The sequence below is a fragment of the Nonomuraea sp. NPDC004702 genome, assembly GCF_053601695.1.
This window is the reverse complement of record NZ_JBSGCE010000004.1, coordinates 104,671-120,996: the sequence shown is the minus strand read 5'-3', so window position 1 is coordinate 120,996 and position 16,326 is coordinate 104,671. Positions and strand designations below refer to the sequence as shown.

At 75.1% G+C, this 16,326-nt stretch carries 15 protein-coding genes; 12 read left to right on the top strand and 3 right to left on the bottom strand.

Annotated elements, in window-relative coordinates; all coding sequences use genetic code 11:
* Positions 1–19: 19 nt before the first annotated feature.
* A complete protein-coding gene (locus ACWEJ6_RS07515) occupies positions 20–985 on the top strand; it encodes a helix-turn-helix domain-containing protein (protein ID WP_364336830.1) in 966 nt (321 codons plus the stop codon).
* 43 nt (positions 986–1,028) lie between these two features.
* On the opposite strand, the gene ACWEJ6_RS07510 is transcribed toward ACWEJ6_RS07515, so the two are convergent.
* Entirely contained in the window at positions 1,029–2,498 is a 1,470-nt protein-coding gene (locus ACWEJ6_RS07510) for an IclR family transcriptional regulator domain-containing protein (RefSeq protein ID WP_452422140.1), read from the bottom strand.
* A 141-nt stretch (positions 2,499–2,639) separates the two neighbouring features.
* Between ACWEJ6_RS07510 and ACWEJ6_RS07505 the strand changes: the two genes are divergently transcribed.
* Genes ACWEJ6_RS07505 through ACWEJ6_RS07470 form a run of 8 tightly spaced genes read left to right on the top strand, consistent with a single transcriptional unit; the run spans position 2,640 to position 10,176 of the window.
* Positions 2,640–3,395 (top strand): CoA transferase subunit A, encoded by a 756-nt coding sequence (locus tag ACWEJ6_RS07505; RefSeq protein WP_452422138.1) that lies wholly within the window; start codon positions 2,640–2,642, stop codon positions 3,393–3,395.
* On the top strand, positions 3,392–4,021 hold the full coding sequence (locus tag ACWEJ6_RS07500) for a CoA transferase subunit B (protein WP_352328076.1): 630 nt from the start codon (positions 3,392–3,394) through the stop codon (positions 4,019–4,021). Before ACWEJ6_RS07505 ends, ACWEJ6_RS07500 begins: the two co-directional genes overlap by 4 nt.
* Positions 4,018–5,166, top strand: coding sequence for a thiolase family protein (locus ACWEJ6_RS07495; RefSeq protein ID WP_387673002.1), 1,149 nt, complete (start codon positions 4,018–4,020; stop codon positions 5,164–5,166). The genes ACWEJ6_RS07500 and ACWEJ6_RS07495 overlap by 4 nt, the downstream gene beginning before the upstream one ends.
* Before the next feature lie 5 nt (positions 5,167–5,171).
* Positions 5,172–5,924, top strand: coding sequence for a protocatechuate 3,4-dioxygenase subunit beta (pcaH, locus tag ACWEJ6_RS07490; protein WP_352328074.1), 753 nt, complete (start codon positions 5,172–5,174; stop codon positions 5,922–5,924).
* Entirely contained in the window at positions 5,921–6,445 is a 525-nt protein-coding gene (pcaG, locus tag ACWEJ6_RS07485; protein ID WP_452422135.1) for a protocatechuate 3,4-dioxygenase subunit alpha, read from the top strand. The genes pcaH and pcaG overlap by 4 nt, the downstream gene beginning before the upstream one ends.
* Positions 6,432–7,619, top strand: a complete 1,188-nt coding sequence (gene pcaB, locus ACWEJ6_RS07480) for a 3-carboxy-cis,cis-muconate cycloisomerase (RefSeq protein ID WP_452422133.1) — start codon at positions 6,432–6,434, stop codon at positions 7,617–7,619. The genes pcaG and pcaB overlap by 14 nt, the downstream gene beginning before the upstream one ends.
* Before the next feature lie 2 nt (positions 7,620–7,621).
* The gene (gene pcaDC, locus ACWEJ6_RS07475; RefSeq protein WP_387673244.1) at positions 7,622–8,719 is read left to right on the top strand and encodes a bifunctional 3-oxoadipate enol-lactonase/4-carboxymuconolactone decarboxylase PcaDC; all 1,098 of its coding nucleotides are present in this window, start codon (positions 7,622–7,624) and stop codon (positions 8,717–8,719) included.
* Positions 8,716–10,176, top strand: coding sequence for an aldehyde dehydrogenase family protein (locus ACWEJ6_RS07470; RefSeq protein ID WP_452422131.1), 1,461 nt, complete (start codon positions 8,716–8,718; stop codon positions 10,174–10,176). The genes pcaDC and ACWEJ6_RS07470 overlap by 4 nt, the downstream gene beginning before the upstream one ends.
* 75 nt (positions 10,177–10,251) lie before the next feature.
* On the opposite strand, the gene ACWEJ6_RS07465 is transcribed toward ACWEJ6_RS07470, so the two are convergent.
* Positions 10,252–13,146, bottom strand: coding sequence for a M36 family metallopeptidase (locus ACWEJ6_RS07465; protein WP_452422130.1), 2,895 nt, complete (start codon positions 13,144–13,146; stop codon positions 10,252–10,254).
* A gap of 171 nt (positions 13,147–13,317) precedes the next feature.
* On the opposite strand from ACWEJ6_RS07465, the gene ACWEJ6_RS07460 reads away from it, so the two are divergent.
* Genes ACWEJ6_RS07460 through ACWEJ6_RS07450 form a run of 3 tightly spaced genes read left to right on the top strand, consistent with a single transcriptional unit; the run spans position 13,318 to position 14,909 of the window.
* Complete coding sequence (locus tag ACWEJ6_RS07460) at positions 13,318–14,064, top strand: SDR family NAD(P)-dependent oxidoreductase (protein ID WP_387673015.1); 747 nt, start codon at positions 13,318–13,320, stop codon at positions 14,062–14,064.
* A gap of 34 nt (positions 14,065–14,098) precedes the next feature.
* A complete protein-coding gene (locus ACWEJ6_RS07455; RefSeq protein ID WP_387673018.1) occupies positions 14,099–14,446 on the top strand; it encodes an ArsR/SmtB family transcription factor in 348 nt (115 codons plus the stop codon).
* Complete coding sequence (locus ACWEJ6_RS07450) at positions 14,439–14,909, top strand: SRPBCC family protein (protein ID WP_452422127.1); 471 nt, start codon at positions 14,439–14,441, stop codon at positions 14,907–14,909. Before ACWEJ6_RS07455 ends, ACWEJ6_RS07450 begins: the two co-directional genes overlap by 8 nt.
* 4 nt (positions 14,910–14,913) lie before the next feature.
* On the opposite strand, the gene ACWEJ6_RS07445 is transcribed toward ACWEJ6_RS07450, so the two are convergent.
* On the bottom strand, positions 14,914–16,272 hold the full coding sequence (locus ACWEJ6_RS07445) for a hypothetical protein (protein WP_452422125.1): 1,359 nt from the start codon (positions 16,270–16,272) through the stop codon (positions 14,914–14,916).
* Positions 16,273–16,326 lie beyond the last annotated feature (54 nt).

Below are 16,326 nucleotides of genomic sequence, written 5' to 3'. Positions count from 1 at the left end.
GAACGCGAGGAGGGTCGCCTTGTCCGCCGTCTCCGTGATCTCCCAGGCCACGACCGAGCACGTCGAACCCGCCGAGCGCATCCATTTCTGGGAGGACTACAACCGCAGGGCGCTGGTGGGCCTGTCGTGCACGTCGTACTCCGAGCACGGCCTGCTGGCCAGGCAGACCAACATCGAACTGGCCGGGCTGCGGCTGGCCGAGATCGCCGGGAACGCCCACGCGATCGAGCGCAGCCCGCAGACCGTCAGGTCCACGCCGAAGGACTCGGTGTTCGCGACCCTGCTGCTCAAGGGCGAGGCGGTGTTCCTGCACGAGAACGGCTGCCTGGCCGCCACGGCGGGCGAGCTGGTCGTCTACGACACGCGCCGGCCGTACCTGTTCGGGTTCTCCTCCTCGATGCGGCAGATCCTGGTGGACGTCCCGCGCGAGCTGTTCGCGCAGGCGTGCGTGGCGGGCGGGCTGCCGGGGCCGATGGTGTTCGGCAGGGCGACGGCGCGGGAGGGCGTGCTCGTGGCCGCGCTGCGCTCGATGATCGGCGGCCTGGCCGCCCTGCGCTCCGCGCCCGACCCGGCCGAGGCCGAGCGGGCCGTGCTCGACCTGCTCAGGCAGCTCGCCGAGGAGCGCACGGGCGGGCGTCCCGGGCCGGACGCCTACCGGTCGCAGCTCATCGTCGCCGAGGACTACATCGACCGGCACCTGCACGACCCCTGCCTGGGGGCGGCGCAGGTGGCCGGGGTCATGGGCATCTCCGTGCGGCACCTGGCGCGCATCTTCGAGTCCACCGGCCGCTCGCCCGCCCGGCACATCGTGGAGCGGCGGCTGGTCCGGGCGCACGCCGAGCTCACCGGGCCGCGCGCGCTGGAGACCACGATCGCGGACGTGGCCCACCGGTGGGGCTTCTCCAGCCAGGCCCACTTCGCCCGCCTCTTCCGCGCCCGGTACGGCCTGACCCCGAGCGAGGCCCGCGCCGAGGCCACCCGGTAGCCGGAAGGCCCGCCAGGGCGCCGGTCGGCAGCCGGGCGGCCCGTCAGGGGAGCCGGCCGGTGTGCGCGAGGTCGGCCTCCATGCGCGCGGCCGTCCGCCTGAGCTCGGGCAGCACGTCGCGCAGCAGGTGGTCGCGGCTGGCCCGGCCGGCGTGCGTGGCCACGTTGACCGCCGCCACCACGCCTCCGTCCGGCCCGCGCACGGGGACGGCGATCGACCGCACGCCCTCCTCCAGCTCCTGGTCCACCAGCGCGTAGCCGTCGGCGGCGGCCTGCCGCACGGCCGCGGCCAGCTCGTCCGGCGAGGTGATCGTGTGCCGGGACAGCGGCTTCGGCTCGATGGCGGCCACCCGCGCGGCGGGCTGCCCGGCCAGCAGCACCCGGCCCATGGACGTGGCGTACGCCGGGAAACGGGTGCCGACCGTGATGTCCACGCTCATGATGCTGACCGTGGGCACCCGGGCCACGTAGAGCACGTCGTCGCCGGACAGCACCGCGACCGACGCCGACTCGCGGACGCGCGCCACCAGGTCGGCCAGGTGCGGCTGGACCACCTCGCCGAACGTACGCCCCGACAGGTGGGCGTAGCCGAGTTCGAGCACCTTGGGCAGCAGCACGTGGCGGTCGCCCACGGCGGCGGCGTAGCCGAGGCCCTGCAGGCTCTGCACCGCGCGCCGGACGGTGGCCCGGGGCAGGCCGGTCACCCTGGCGGACTCGGCCAGCGTGCAGCCGCCGCGCGCCGACCCGAGCGAGACCAGCACGGCCAGGCCGCGGGCGAGCGACTGCAGATAGCCCATGCCCAGCTCCTCCTTGACGGCCCGCGAGCCGTCCAGCCCGGCGGGCGCGCGGCGCGGCTCCCGGGGGCGGGCGGCCTGGGCCGCCAGGACGGCCTCCATCTCCGCCACCGTCGCGCGCAGGCGGGGCAGGGCGTGCTCGCGCAGCCCCGCCACCGTGTGCCTGCTGGTGTGGCTGACCACGCTGACCGCGCAGACCGCCGTGCCGCCGGGGTCGCGGACGGGCAGCGCGACCGCGATCAGCCCCGGCTCGATGAGCTGGTCGTCCTCGGCCCACGGCGCGGCGGGGTCGAGCAGGGCCAGCCCGGCCGCGCACCGCCCGGCGGGCAGCAGGTCGCCCACCCGGAAGGCCACCGACATCGTCCGCCGCCGGGTGAACTGGCCGACGAAGCGCACGCCGTCGCCGTCGGGCACGGCCAGCGAGACCGACTCCTCCAGCTCGGCGGCCAGCCGCTCGGCCAGGGGCGACAGGCTCTCCTGGAGGCCGTCGCAGGCCAGGTAGGCCGCGCCCAGCTCCATCAGCGGCGGCGCGAGCAGCACGTCGCGGCCCTCGGCCCGCAGGTGGCCGAGGTGCACGAGCGTGGCCAGCACGCGGTCGACCGTGGACCTGGCCAGCCCGGTGGCGCGGACGAGGTCGGTCGCGCGCATGGGCCGCCCGGGGTCGGCGGCCAGCACGCGCAGCACGGCCAGGCCGCGCTCCAGGGTCCCGGCCGGTTCCATCGGCGACTCCTCGTCCAGGTGGGGGCTTTGACAGGAACGCCCCGGTTACAGATACTCGAACCCATAATAGTGAACTAAAGTTCGCAGAGCGAACACCTTCGGGCGGGCACTCGGCGGACATCCTCGGCTGAACGGAGCGTCGTGCGGAGAGACAAGGTGGTCGCGACGGCCGCGGAGGCGCTGGCCGGCGTGCGGGACGGCGCGTCGTTCGCGGTCGGCGGCTTCGGGCTCAGCGGCATCCCCAACGTGCTGATCCAGGCCCTCTACGACACCGGCGTGACCGGCATCGGCGTCGTGTCCAACAACTGCGGCGTCGACGGCGGCGGCCTCGGCATCCTGCTGGCCGCCGGGCGCATCGCCCGCGTGACCGCCTCCTACATCGGCGACAACAAGGAGTTCGCCCGGCAGTACCTCGGCGGTGACCTGGAGGTCGAGCTGACGCCGCAGGGCAGCCTGGCCGAGCGGCTGCGGGCCGGCGGCAGCGGCATCCCCGCCTTCTACACCCCGGCCGGGGTCGGCACCCCCGTCGCCGACGGCGGCCTGCCGCTGCGCCACCACCCCGACGGCGCCGTCGCCGTCGCCTCGCCGCCCAAGGAGGTGCGCGAGTTCGACGGCCGGGAGTACGTCCTGGAGCGCGGCATCCGCACCGACTTCGCGCTGGTCCGGGCGGCCAGGGGCGACCGGTCCGGCAACCTGGTCTTCCACCGCGCCGCCAGGAACTTCAACCCGCTGGCCGCCATGGCCGGGCGCGTCACCGTCGCCGAGGTCGAGGAGCTGGCCGAGCACATCGACCCCGACGAGGTCCACCTGCCCGGCGTGTTCGTGCAGCGCGTGCTCCCGCTCACCCCGCAGCAGGCCGCCGACAAGGGCATCGAGAAAAGGACAGTCACCGAATGAGCTGGACCCGTGACCAGATGGTCGCGCGGGCGGCGGCCGAGCTGCGCGACGGCGACTACGTCAACCTCGGCATCGGCCTGCCCACCCGCATCCCGTCGTTCCTGCCGCCGGGCGTCGACGTGGTCCTCCACTCCGAGAACGGCATCCTCGGCGTCGGCCCCTACCCCGCGCCCGCCGACGTCGACCCCGACCTGATCAACGCCGGCAAGGAGACGGTCACCGTGCTCCCCGGCGCGTCGTTCTTCGACTCCTCGCTGTCGTTCGGCATGATCCGAGGGGGTCACATCGACGTGGCCGTGCTCGGCGCGATGCAGGTCTCGGCCCGCGGCGACCTGGCCAACTGGATGGTCCCCGGCAAGCTGGTCAAGGGCATGGGCGGGGCCATGGACCTGGTGCACGGCGCGCGCAAGGTCATCGTGATCATGGAGCACAACGCCAAGGACGGCTCACCCAAGATCGTCGAGGAGTGCTCGCTGCCGCTGACGGGCCGGCGATGCGTGCACCGGATCATCACCGACCTCGGCGTCCTCGACGTCACCGAGCAGGGGCTGGCCCTGGTCGAGAGCGCGCCGGGCGTGGGCCTGGACGAGCTGCGCAACCGTACCGACGCGGAGGTCACCGCATGAAGGACGTCTACATCGTCGACGCCGTCCGCACGCCGTTCGGCCGCCACGGCGGCGCGCTGGCCAAGGTGCGCCCCGACGACCTGGCCGCGCACGTCGTCGCGGCGCTGGTCGAGCGGACCGGCCAGGAGAGCGCCGACGAGGTGGTCCTGGGCAACGCCAACGGCGCGGGCGAGGAGAACCGCAACGTCGCCCGGATGGCCGCCCTGCTGGCCGGGCTGCCGGTCACCACGCCCGGCGCCACCGTCAACCGGCTGTGCGGCTCCGGCATGGAGGCGATCATCCAGGCGTACCGGGCGATCGCGGTCGGCGACGCGTCGGCGGTGATCGCGGGCGGCGTGGAGTCGATGACCCGCGCGCCCTGGGTGCTGCCCAAGCCCGACCGCGCCTTCCCGGCGGGCGGCGGGGAGCTGGTCTCCACGACGCTCGGCTGGCGGCTGGTCAACCCGAGGATGCCCGCCGAGCACACGGTCGCGCTCGGCGAGGGCGCCGAGCTGATCGCCGACAAGCACGGCATCACCCGCGAGGAGCAGGACGCGTACGCGCTGGGCAGCCACCGGAAGGCGGCCAAGGCGGCCCTCGACCGCGAGATCGTCCCGATCGCCGGCCTGACCAGGGACGAGGGCATCCGCGACGACACCTCGGCCGAGGCGCTGGCCCGGCTCAAGCCGGTGTTCAGAAGGGACGGCGGCACGGTCACGGCCGGCAACTCCTCCCCGCTGAACGACGGCGCGGCGGCGCTGCTGCTGACCGACGAGGAGGGGCTGCGCGGCCGCGAGCCGCTGGCCCGCCTCACCGCGAGCGCCGTCAGCGCGCTGGAGCCGCGCTACTTCGGGCTCGGCCCGGTCGAGGCCGTGCGCAAGGCGCTGGCCAAGGCGGGCAAGGGCTTCGGCGACCTGTCGACCGTCGAGCTGAACGAGGCGTTCGCCGCGCAGGTGCTGGGCTGCCTGGCCGAGCTGCCCGAGCTCGACCCCGCCCTGGTCAACCCCGACGGCGGCGCGATCGCGATCGGCCACCCGCTCGGCGCCTCCGGGGCCCGCGTCACCGGCGCCGTGGCCCACCGGCTGGCCGCGGCCGGCTCGGGCGTCGGGCTCGCCTCCCTCTGCATCGGCGTCGGCCAGGGGCTGGCCGTCGTACTCGAAAGGTAGCGTCCATGTCCGAACCCCTCACGCAGGCCGACATCGACCGCGAGATCGCCGCGCTGAGCGAGTCCCGCGGCGAGCGGCCCGCCGACCACCCCGCGCGCGACTACGCCCCCTACCGCAGCACCCTGCTGCGCCACCCCAAGCAGCCGCTGGTCGCGCTGAAGGACCCGGAGGCGAGCGAGCTGTCCGGCCCGGTGTTCGGCGTCACGGACGTGACCGCCCTCGACTCCGACCTGACCCGGCAGCACCTCGGCGAGCCGCTGGGCGAGCGGATCACCGTGACCGGCCGGGTGCTCGACCGCCAGGGCCGGCCCGTACGCGGCCAGCTCGTGGAGATCTGGCAGGCCAACTCCGCCGGGCGTTACCTGCACCAGCGCGACGACCACCCCGCGCCGCTCGACCCCAACTTCTCCGGCGTCGGCCGCTGCCTGACCGACGACGACGGCCGCTACCACTTCACCACGATCAAGCCCGGCCCCTACCCCTGGCGCAATCACCTCAACGCCTGGCGGCCCGCGCACATCCACTTCTCGCTGTTCGGCACGGCCTTCGCCCAGCGGCTGGTGACCCAGATGTACTTCCCCGGCGACCCGCTCTTCCCCTACGACCCGATCCTGCAGTCGGTCACCGACGACGGCGCCCGGCAGCGGCTGGTCTCCACCTACGCGCACGACCTGTCCAAGCCCGAGTGGTCGCTCGGCTACCGGTGGGACATCGTGCTCGACGGGCCCGCCGCGACCTGGATGGAGGAAGGCCGATGAACCCCACCCCCTCGCAGACGGTCGGCCCGTTCTACGGCTACGCGCTGCCCTTCCCCGGCGGCGGCGACCTGGCCACCGGCGGCATCACCGTGCACGGCCGCGTCTACGACGGCGCCGGCGCCCCGATCCCCGACGCGCTGCTGGAGTTCTGGCAGGCCGACCCCACGGGCGACCTGTCGGGCGCGCCCGGCTCGCTGCGCCGCGACCCGGTCAACGGCGCGGTCATCGGCCGGCACGGCGTCGACTTCAGCGGGTTCGGCCGCGTCCCCACCGACGCCGACGGCCACTGGACCCTGCGCACGGTCGAGCCGGGCAACGGGTACATCAGCGTGTGCGTGTTCGCCCGCGGCCTGCTCCACCACCTGTTCACCCGCATCTACCTGCGGCCCGACGCCTTCCTCGACTCGCTGCCGCCCGACCGGGCGCGCACGCTGGTCGCGGTCGAGGAGCGGGAGGGCGTCCACCGCTTCGACATCCATCTTCAGGGCGAGAAGGAGACGGTCTTCCTTGACTTCGGCTGACCCCGGCACCGGGAACCCGGGCGCGTCCTCCGCGGGCGCCCTGGGCGACTTCGGGCTGCTCGCGCCCATGCGCGGCGGGGCCGAGGCGACCGGCGACGTGGCGGTCCTGCAGGCCATGCTCGACGCGGAGGCCGCGCTCACCCGGGTGCTGGCCGCGCTCGGGCGCGCGCCGCGGGAGGCGGCCGACGCCGTGACCGCCGCGGCCCGCGCCGAGCTGTTCGACCCGGCCGGGCTCGCCACGCGGGCGCGTTCGGGCGGCAATCCGGTCATCCCGCTGGTGGAGGACCTGCGCGCGGCCGCCGGGCCGTACGCGGAGCACGTGCACGCGGGCGCGACCAGCCAGGACATCCTCGACACCGCGCTCATGCTGGTCGCCCACCGGGCACTCGGGCCGGTCCTGGACGACCTCGACCGGGTGGCCGCCGGACTCGCCACGCTGGCGTGGGACCATCGCGACACCGTCATGGCCGCCCGCACGCTCACCCAGCAGGCCGTGCCCACCACGTTCGGGCTCAAGGCGGCGGGCTGGCGGAAGCTGGCCCTCGACGCCCGCGACCGCCTCCGAGTCGTCCGCGAAGCGCTTCCCGCCCAGCTCGGCGGCCCCGCCGGCACCCTCGACCGGTTCGCCGCCCCTGACTTGGACGAGGGAGGCGCGGGGGCGCTGGAGGTGGCCGGCCGGTTCGCCGCCGAGCTGGGACTGGCCGCGCCCACGCTGCCCTGGCACGTGCTGCGCACCCCGGTCGCCGACCTGGCGGGGGCGCTGGCGTTCACCGCGGGCGCGCTGGGCAAGCCGGCCGCCGACGTGCTGGTGATGTCGCGGACCGAGATCGGCGAGGTGTCCGAGGGCGTCGGCGGCGGCTCGTCGTCGATGCCGCACAAGCACAACCCCGTGCGGGCCACGATGATCGCCGCGGCGGCCCGCCAGGTGCCCGCCCTGGCCGCCGTCCTGTACGCCTCGCTCGCCGCCGAGGACGAGCGCCCGCCCGGCGCCTGGCACGCCGAATGGCAGCCGCTGCGCGAGGCGCTGCGCCTGGTCGCCGGCGCCGCCCGCGACGCCGCGGAACTGGTCGCCGGCCTGCGGGTCGATCCCGGGCGCATGCGCGCCGCCCTGACCGTCGCCGGACCGCCCGGCGCCGCCGCCGCCCTGGTCAAGCGGGCGCTGGAGGAGAAGTGACGTTGTTGCAGCACCGGGTGGACGGCCCGGAACACGCGGAGCCGATCGTCCTCGGCCCGTCGGTCGGCACCTCGACCCGGGTGTGGGAGCCGCAGGTCGCCGCGCTGGCCCGCAGGTTCCGCGTGGTCCGCTTCGACCTGCCCGGACACGGCGGCTCCCCGTCGTCCGGCGTGTCCACGATCGACGGCCTGGCCGGGCTCGTCCTGGACCTGGCCGACGACCTGGGCCTGGACGCCTTCCACTACGCCGGCATCTCCATCGGCGGCGCGATCGGCGCCACCCTGGCCCTGCGCCACCCCGGACGCCTGCTGTCCCTGGCGATGATCTGCTCCTCGGCCCGCTTCGGCGAGCCGGACGGCTGGCGCGAGCGGGCCGCGCTGGTCCGTGAGCGGGGCACCGCGCCGCTGCTGGAGCCCACGGCCAAGCGCTGGTTCGCCGGGCCGGGCGACCCGGCGCTGCTCGACGACCTCGCCGCCGCCGACCCCGCCGGCTACGCCGCCTGCTGCGACGCCCTGGCCGGCTACGACCTGCGCGCCGAGCTGCCCGGCATCGCCGTCCCGACGCTGGTCCTGGGCGGCCGCGACGACCCGGCCACGCCGCCCGCGCACGCCAGGGAGCTGGCCGACGGCATCCCCGGCGCGACGCTCGTGGAGGTGCCGGGAGCGGCCCACCTGGCCGGCGTCGACCAGCCCGAACGGGTCACCGCCGCGCTGCTCGCCCACCTGCCCGCCGCCCCCGGCATGCGGGTGCGCCGAGAAGTGCTCGGGGACGCCCACGTCGACCGGGCCGTCGCCCGCACCACCGCCTTCACCAGGGACTTCCAGGACCTCATCACCCGCTACGCCTGGGGGGAGATCTGGACCAGGCCCGGCCTCGACCGGCGCACCAGGAGCTGCGTCACCCTCACCGCGCTGGTCGCGCACGGGCACCTCGACGAGCTGGCCATGCACGTCCGCGCCGCCGTGCGCAACGGGCTGACGGCCGACGAGATCGGCGAGGTGCTGCTGCAGAGCGCGATCTACTGCGGGGTGCCGGCCGCCAACGCGGCGTTCGCCGTCGCCCAGCGCGTCCTTACCGAGATATCAGGGGAGCCCGCATGACCATCACCCGTGAGCTGCTGATCGGCGGCAAGAACGTCCCCGCCCTGAGCGGCCGTACGACGCCCGACCTGGCCCCCTACACCGGCGAGGTGTACGCGACGGTGGCCGCCGCGGGCGTCGAGGACGTCACCTCAGCCGTGGACGCGGCGCAGGCCGCCTTCGACGGCTGGGCCGCCACCAGCCCGTTCGCCCGCCGGGCGATCTTCCTCAAGGCCGCCGACCTGCTCCAGGAGCGCGGCGAGCAGGCTGTGGCGCTGATGGCCGCCGAGGTCGGCGGCACCCGTCCGTGGGCGCTGTTCAACGTCGGGCTGGCCGCGAACATGCTGCGCGAGGCCGCTGCCGCGATCACCGCGCCGCGCGGCGAGGTGCTCGCCGCGCAGGAGGAGGGCGTGCTCGGCCTGGCCGTGCGCGAGCCGCTCGGCGTGGTCGCCGCCTTCTCGCCGTGGAACGCGCCGATCATCCTCGGCGTGCGCTCGGTGGCCGCCGCCCTGGCCGCGGGCAACACCGTCGTCATGAAGCCCAGCGAGGACGCCCCCATCGCGTGCGGCCTGTTCGTCGCCGACCTGCTGCACGAGGCCGGGCTGCCCGCGGGCGTGCTCAACGTGGTCACCAACGACCCGGCCGACGCCGCCGTGGTCGCCGAGGCGCTCATCGCCGACCCCCGCGTCCGCGCGGTCAACTTCACCGGCTCCACCGAGGTCGGCCGGATCATCGGCACCCACGCCGCCCGCCATCTCAAGCCCGCCCTGCTGGAACTGGGCGGCAAGAACGCCATCATCGTCCTGGAGGACGCCGATCTCGACCACGCGGTCGACGCCGCCGCGTTCGGCGTCTACATGAACGCGGGCCAGATCTGCATGTCGGGCGACCGCGTGCTGGTGCACGAGTCGCTGGCCGAGGAGTTCGGCCGCCGGTTCGCCGACAAGGTGCGCGCGCTGCCCGCCGGCGACCCGTCCCGGCCGGAGACCGTGATCGGGCCGCTGGTCAGCGCGGACGCCGCCCGCCGGGTGGCCGGGCTGGTCGCCGACGCGGTCGCCGAGGGCGCGACGGTGCTGGCCGGCGGCGGCGAGCCCGACGGCGCGGTGCACCCGGCCACGGTGCTGGCCGATGTGCCGAAGCACGCCCGTCTGTACTACGGCGAGGCGTTCGGCCCGGTGTGCGTGCTCGGCACCTTCGCCACCGACGACGAGGCCGTGGCCCTGGCCAACGACACCGAGCACGGCCTGACCGCCGGGATCATCACCGAGAACGGCACCCACGGCCTGCGCGTGGCCCGCCGCCTGCGGACCGGCATCGTGCACGTCAACGACCAGTCCGTGGGCGACGAGCCGCAGGCGCCGTTCGGCGGGGCCGGCTCCTCCGGCTACGGCCGGTTCGGCGGCCGGTGGGGCCTGGAGGCGTTCAGCAACACCCGCTGGATCACCCTGGCGACCGAACAGGCCCACTACCCGTTCTGACCACCCGGCCGATTCCCGCGAGCTGACCGCCCGGCCCACCCCTGGAAGGGGCGGGCCGGGTGGCCCGCCGGCGGGTCAGTGGGCGTACGCCTGGAACTCCGCCGCCCGCACCTGCTCGCGCGCCGGGCTCGCCGTGGCGCAGTCGGTCGCGGAGCCGGGGTCGGCGTCCTGCTCGCCCGCGTAGCGCGGGTTGCCGGTGCACTGGCTGCTGACCACCCGCAGCATCAGGTGGGTGGCGCTGGTCGGCGGCACCCGGAAGGAGCGCACCAGCAGGTCCGCGCCGCGCGGCCGGGGCAGCGTGGCGTCGAACGCGTCCGCCGGGCTGGTGTAGACCTTCCTGAAGCTCGCCGGGTCGGCGCAGTTCGCGGCGCAGGCCAGCACCTCGAACGCGCGCAGCGCCGAGAACCTGTTCTGCCCGCCCGGATCGGCGGCGTCGCCGACGTCGGGCCGGAGCATCGCGCTCACCTGGACCCTGCGCACCGTGACCGGACTGTCGCCCGCCAGGTCCACGACGACCGACCGGCCGGCCGGCGCGCCGGTGCGCGAGGCCCAGTTCGTGGCCTCGGTGTCGTCGATCAGCCGGGCCTGGTTGACGCCGTCGCCGGCGGCCGTCGCGCCCGCCGCGGCCGAGGCGAGGTTGCGCGGCAGCGGCAGCGGGAGCGGCAACCTGGCCCCGGCCACCACCGGGAACGTCAGCCGCGCGTGCCCGAACCCGGCGCCCGCCACCACGAACCGGTACGTGCCCGGCGTCATCTCGACGGTGTCGCCCAGCGGCGTGGCCGGATCGGTGTCGGCGACCGGCACCGCGCGGCCCTCGTAGTCGCCCACGTAGAGCCGCAGGGCCGCGTCCCTGGCCTCGCCGAGCGGCTTGAGCTGGAGCGAGCCGTTGCGGCCCGCCGGGTCGACGAAGCTCGGCGTCGGGTCGGGGTCGTTCGGGCCGTTGCTGGCCGCGCCCTTGCCCAGGCCGTGCTCGGCGAACGCCCGCCACAGGATGTCCTGGTTCGCGCCGTCGAAGCGGATGGCGTCGGCGGCCAGGATCGCGTCCCGGTGGTCGACGTAGCTGACCGCGCCGGAGGCCATCAGCAGCAGGGCGTCGTACGAGAGCTGCGCCCACCGCCGGTTGCCCGGGCACCGGTCCACCGCCACCTTCCCGTCGGCGCAGTCGCGCTGCCGGGCCGGCGTGCCCTTGCCGTACCGCTTGACGAACGCCTCGCGGACGTCGAACTGGGTGGCGGTCCAGATCTCGCCGTCGGCGTGCACCTGCGTGCCGACCAGGTCGTAGGCGAGGTCGCTGTAGTTCAGGGGCGACCTGGACATGTCGTAGTTGCGGATGCCGCGCGTCCGGTCGCCCGTGACGTACGGGCCGATCACGTACGGGGTCGCTCCGGAGGAGCGGAAGCCGTACTCGTCCAGGTACTCCATGGCGAACAGGTCGGAGGTGCTCTCGTTCATGGCGCCCGCCTGCGCGCCGCTCCAGCCGGCGTTCGGGCCGGCGATCATGCGGCCGGAGATGGCGTGGCTGTACTCGTGGCCGATGACCGACATGTCGTAGTCGCCGTCCACGCAGGGGGAGTAGAACGAGCCGGCGATCGGCTGCCACAGGTACATGTTGGTGATCGGGGCGACGCCGTCGGGGCCGGTGATCTGGTTGGCGTTGTCGCGTACCGACGCCACGCGCGCCCCGGCCTGGGCGTTGCCCAGCTCGGGGTCGTTGCCGAGCCCGCCGCGGTCGCCGTTGTCCACCTGCATGTTCCAGGCGGACTCGGTGAAGCCGAGCCGGTAGGACCAGTCGTGCATGCGGTTGTGCATGGCGTTGAGGTTGGCGATGGCGGCCTCCAGGTCCGCCTCGCCCGGCTGGTCGAACGTCGCCGGGTCGCACTTGGCCCGGTGCCAGGTGTTGCGCCACGGATAGACGTAGTCGCGGTCGGGGGAGGGGGCGTTCGCGCGGGTGCCGACGGTGAACGGGTCGCCGTTCGCGCGGTTCTCGTACGTCCGGGCGGCGTTGCCCGCGCTGGTGTGGGTCGGCGCGCCGGTGGCGTGGTCCACGTCCCAGGCGCGGCCGGTCGCCGGGTCGCCGCCGATGGCGAGGTCGCAGCCGGGCCCGGCCGCCTGGCACCAGGTCCGCCGGGTGTCGGTGGCGGAGTAGTCGCCGGGCGGGTTGGCCGGGAAGGCCGCCCAGCGCGGGTTCTCCGGGTCGAAGTGGTCGACCAGGTTCTCGCGGGTGAGGATGCCGCCGGTGACCGCGTCCACGTGGGTGGTGTACGCCGCCGCCTCGCCCTTCCCGCCGCCGATCAGCACCACCTGGTACGCGCTGTGCACGCCGTCGGGCGCGGGCACGGCCACCTTCGTGACCTGCTTGGTCGTCGCCGTGGCCAGGTCCACGCCGCCGTCGCGGGCCGCGATCTCCAGGGCCCGCGCCTCGCTGATCACGGCGGCCGGGGGCGCGGCCTGCCCGCGGGCGAGCGAGGAGGTCACGTGGCGCACCTTCCCCCGCACGACGCCGACCGCGACGAGCCCGTCCACCCCGGCCGGCAGCCCGCCGAACCGCTGGCGCAGGAGCACGGCGTGACCGGCGCCGAGGGGGTTGACCGCGACCTTCTCCAGCCCGGCGACCTCCTCCGCCGACAGCCCGAACAGCGGCTCGTTGGCGGCCAGGTAGGCGCGGGCGGCCCGTTCGGGATCCTCGCCCAGGCCCTCGGCGAGCGGCGCGGCGCCGGTGACGACGGCGGGGGTGCCGAGGGCGTTCCAGCGGATCTCCGCGCCGGCGGCCCGTGCGCCGAGCCCGGCGGGCGGCGGGACGCGGCCCTGCCGGTTGTCCAGGTCCGGCCTGCCGTGCTGCTCGGCCTGGAAGTCGTGGACGATCGGGGCCTGCCCGCCGGGTTCGCCCCGCGCGGCGCCGGTCAGGGGCAGGGCAGAGGCGGTGACCGCGAGGGCGATCACGGCGCTGCGTAACCAGGGTCTGGTGGACACGATTCCTCCTGGGAACGGAAGACGCGCGGTTGACGCCCGTCCCGCCAGAGGTAACACCGCCCCGGGGTCCTGACAAGATCGGACAAAGCCTCCAGGACTGTCCAGTTCTTGACACCGTCGCTTATTCAACCTATAGGTTGATAAACCAATGGGTTGAACAAGGAGGAAGAGATGCTTCTCCGAGAAAAGGTCGCGGTGGTCTACGGCGGCGGCGGCTCGATCGGCGGCGCGGTGGCCCGCGCCTTCGCCCGCGAGGGCGCCCGCGTCTTCCTGGCCGGCCGCACCCGGGCTTCGCTCGACAAGGTCGCCGACGACATCCGCGCGGCCGGCGGCACGGCGGAGACCGCCCTCGTCGACGCGCTGGACGAGCAGGCCGTCGACGCGTTCACCGGCTCGGTGGCCGCCCGCGAGGGCCGCATCGACGTCTCGTTCAACGCCGTCTCCGTCCAGGACGTGCAGCGCCCGCTGGCCGAGATCTCCGTCGAGGACTTCCTGCGGCCGATCCAGGTCGCCGCGCGCACCCAGTTCCTCACCATCAGGGCCGCCGTGCGGCACATGGCCGGTTCGGGGGTCGTCCTGCTGTTCGGCGGCGGCGGGCCGCAGACGCAGCCGGGGCTGGGCGGGTTCAAGGTGTCGCTGGACACCATGGAGGGCATCCGCCGCCAGTGGGCGTGCGAGGCCGGGGCGCAGGGCGTGCGCGTGGTCACCCTGATCACCGGCGGCGTGCCGGAGAGCATCCCCGACTCGTTCCCGGGCAAGGCCGCGCTGGAGGCGGAGCTGCGCGAGCCCACCCTGCTCGGCCGGCTCGCCACCCTGGCCGACGTGGGCGACGTGGCGGCGTTCGTCGCCTCCGACCGGGCCCGGACCATGACGTCGGCGACCGTGAACGTCTCCTGCGGCGCGATCGTGGACCATTAGGGTCGGGACCGCCCAGGAAGGAACGTACGCACCGATGCCCGACGACCAGCTCAGCCTCACCTTCGCCGCCCTGGCCGACCCCACCCGGCGGGCCATCCTCGCCCGGCTGGCCGACGGCGAGGCGACGGTCAACGAGCTGGCCGAGCCCTTCGAGATGAGCCTGCAGGCCGTGTCCAAGCACCTGAAGGTGCTGGAGCGGGCCGGGCTGATCAGCCGCGGACGCGACGCGCAGTGGCGGCCCTGCCGCCTGGAGACGGAGCCCCTGGAGGGCGCCTCCGCGTGGATCGACCGCTACCGCGAACGCTGGACCGGCAGCTTCGACCGGCTCGACCAGGAGATCGGCAAGCTCCGGCACAGCGAGGAAGGACGTGACCATGGCTGAGACCGAATTCGTCATCGAACCCGGCCGCCAGGACATCATCATGATCCGCGCCTTCGACGCCCCCAGGGACGTCGTCTTCCGGGTCGTGACCGACCCGGCGCTGATCCCGCGCTGGTGGGGCCCCCACTGGCTGGACACCCGGGTGGACGCCATGGAGGTCGCGCCGGGCGGCCGGTGGCGCTTCGTCAACACCGACGCCGGCGGCCGGGAGTACGCCTTCGGCGGCGTCTACCACGCGGTCGTGCCGCCGGAGCGGTACGTGCGCACGTGGGAGTTCGAGGGCACGCCGGGCGAGGTGGCCCTGGAGACCGTCCGGCTGGAGGAGGCCGGCGGCCGTACCCGGTACGTGGCCCGGTCGGTGCACCCGTCCGTCGAGGCGCGCGACGCCATCGTCCGCGCCGACGGCCCCAAGGGCGGCGCCCAGTCCATGGACCGGCTGGCCGAGCTGCTGGGAGCGCGCTGACGCCTTACTGCGGGCAGGCCAGCCGGCAGCCGCCGAAGCGGGCCTCGTCCGGCTCCGGGAAGCGGGACTTCGGCGCCCCGCGCAGCGCCTCGGCCATCGAGGCCCGCCAGATCGGGCCGGGGACGGTGGCGCCGTCCACGGTGTCGTAGCGGCGGCCGCCGACGGTCAGGCCGGTGAGCGTGGGCCGATCGCGCCCGGCGGTGGGCGGGCGCCGCTGGGACCCGTCGGGGAACGTGCGGGGCTCGGACTCGTCGGGAAAGCCGAGGCTGACGGCGGCGGCCAGATCGGGGGTGTAACCGGCGTACCAGGCCGACCCGAGGTCGGGGATCCTGCTCGCCAGGGCCGCCGCGTCCCGGCCGAGGCCGCCGGTCCGCAGCAGGCCGGTCACCGCGTCGGCGACGGCCGCGTCCAGAACCTGCTCGCACCGGGGGCCGAGGGCGTGCAGCACCTTGCCGGAGCCGTCGCGGACCTCCTTGACCGCCCTCGGCGCGCAGCGCAGGCCGTGGGCGGCCAGCGTGGCGTAGGTGGCGGCGACGGTGACGGTGTCCGCCTCGTTGATGCCGAGCGTGAAGGTCTCGTACTCCCGCAGCGGTGTCCCGTCGCGGTGGGCGAGGCCGAGCCGCTGCGCCGTGCGCACGGTCCGGCAGAGGCCGACCCGCTCCTCCAACCGCAGGAAGAAGGGGTTCGGCACGGCGCGGGCGGCCGAACGCAGGGTCGTGAACGCGCCGCCGTCCTCGCCGCCGGGGCCGACGACCGTGTGGGCGGGGTCGCCGACGTTCTCGCCCTTGCAGTTGGTGAAGGAGTTGTAGCCGGTGGCCTGGAAGGAGCGGGCGCGGGGGAAGCCGTCGTCGTAACGGAAGCCGCCGGACAGCGCCGCCGCGAGCGTGTACGCCATCGCCGTGGAGCCCTGCGACAGGGCGTGCGCGCCGTCGCCGCGGCTGGCGGCCAGCGCCCTGATCTCGCCGCTGCCGGGCGCCACCATGGCCTCGACGGCGACGGGCGCGTCACCCGGGCGGACCCGCGCCTCGACGGCCCGTTGCGCCGCCTGCTGCGCCCGCGGATCGAGCGCGGTGGCCACGACCAGGCCGCCCCGGGTGAGCAGCCGCGGATCGATCGCGGTCAGTTCGTCGTGCACCCGGCGGCAGAAGGCGGGGTGGCGGCTGGCCGCGCAGTCGGCGGCGAGGTTCTCGACGACCTGGCCGCCGCCGTCGGTGATCACGCTGTCCCGCACCACCAGCGGGGCGACGGCCAATCGCTGCCTGGCCGGCGCCGGATCGGCCGTCGCGGACAGCACCGCGACGGCGCCCCAGACGGCCGCCGCCACCCCGGCGACGACGCCGAGGGCGAGGAGAAGTCGCTTCATCGGCGTCCTTCCGGAAGGGGGGTGCGGCCGGCCCGTCCATCATGGCCGACCGCA

Excerpts from the sequence above, each read along its gene's own strand:
- ACWEJ6_RS07445 (WP_452422125.1), bottom strand. The coding sequence starts at position 16,272 with ATGAAGCGACTTCTCCTCGCCCTCGGCGTCGTCGCCGGGGTGGCGGCG.
- ACWEJ6_RS07470 (WP_452422131.1), top strand. The coding sequence starts at position 8,716 with ATGACCATCACCCGTGAGCTGCTGATCGGCGGCAAGAACGTCCCCGCC.
- ACWEJ6_RS07510 (WP_452422140.1), bottom strand. The coding sequence starts at position 2,498 with ATGGAACCGGCCGGGACCCTGGAGCGCGGCCTGGCCGTGCTGCGCGTG.
- ACWEJ6_RS07460 (WP_387673015.1), top strand. The coding sequence starts at position 13,318 with ATGCTTCTCCGAGAAAAGGTCGCGGTGGTCTACGGCGGCGGCGGCTCG.
- ACWEJ6_RS07455 (WP_387673018.1), top strand. The coding sequence starts at position 14,099 with ATGCCCGACGACCAGCTCAGCCTCACCTTCGCCGCCCTGGCCGACCCC.
- ACWEJ6_RS07500 (WP_352328076.1), top strand. The coding sequence starts at position 3,392 with ATGAGCTGGACCCGTGACCAGATGGTCGCGCGGGCGGCGGCCGAGCTG.
- pcaH (WP_352328074.1), top strand. The coding sequence starts at position 5,172 with ATGTCCGAACCCCTCACGCAGGCCGACATCGACCGCGAGATCGCCGCG.
- ACWEJ6_RS07495 (WP_387673002.1), top strand. The coding sequence starts at position 4,018 with ATGAAGGACGTCTACATCGTCGACGCCGTCCGCACGCCGTTCGGCCGC.
- pcaG (WP_452422135.1), top strand. The coding sequence starts at position 5,921 with ATGAACCCCACCCCCTCGCAGACGGTCGGCCCGTTCTACGGCTACGCG.
- ACWEJ6_RS07450 (WP_452422127.1), top strand. The coding sequence starts at position 14,439 with ATGGCTGAGACCGAATTCGTCATCGAACCCGGCCGCCAGGACATCATC.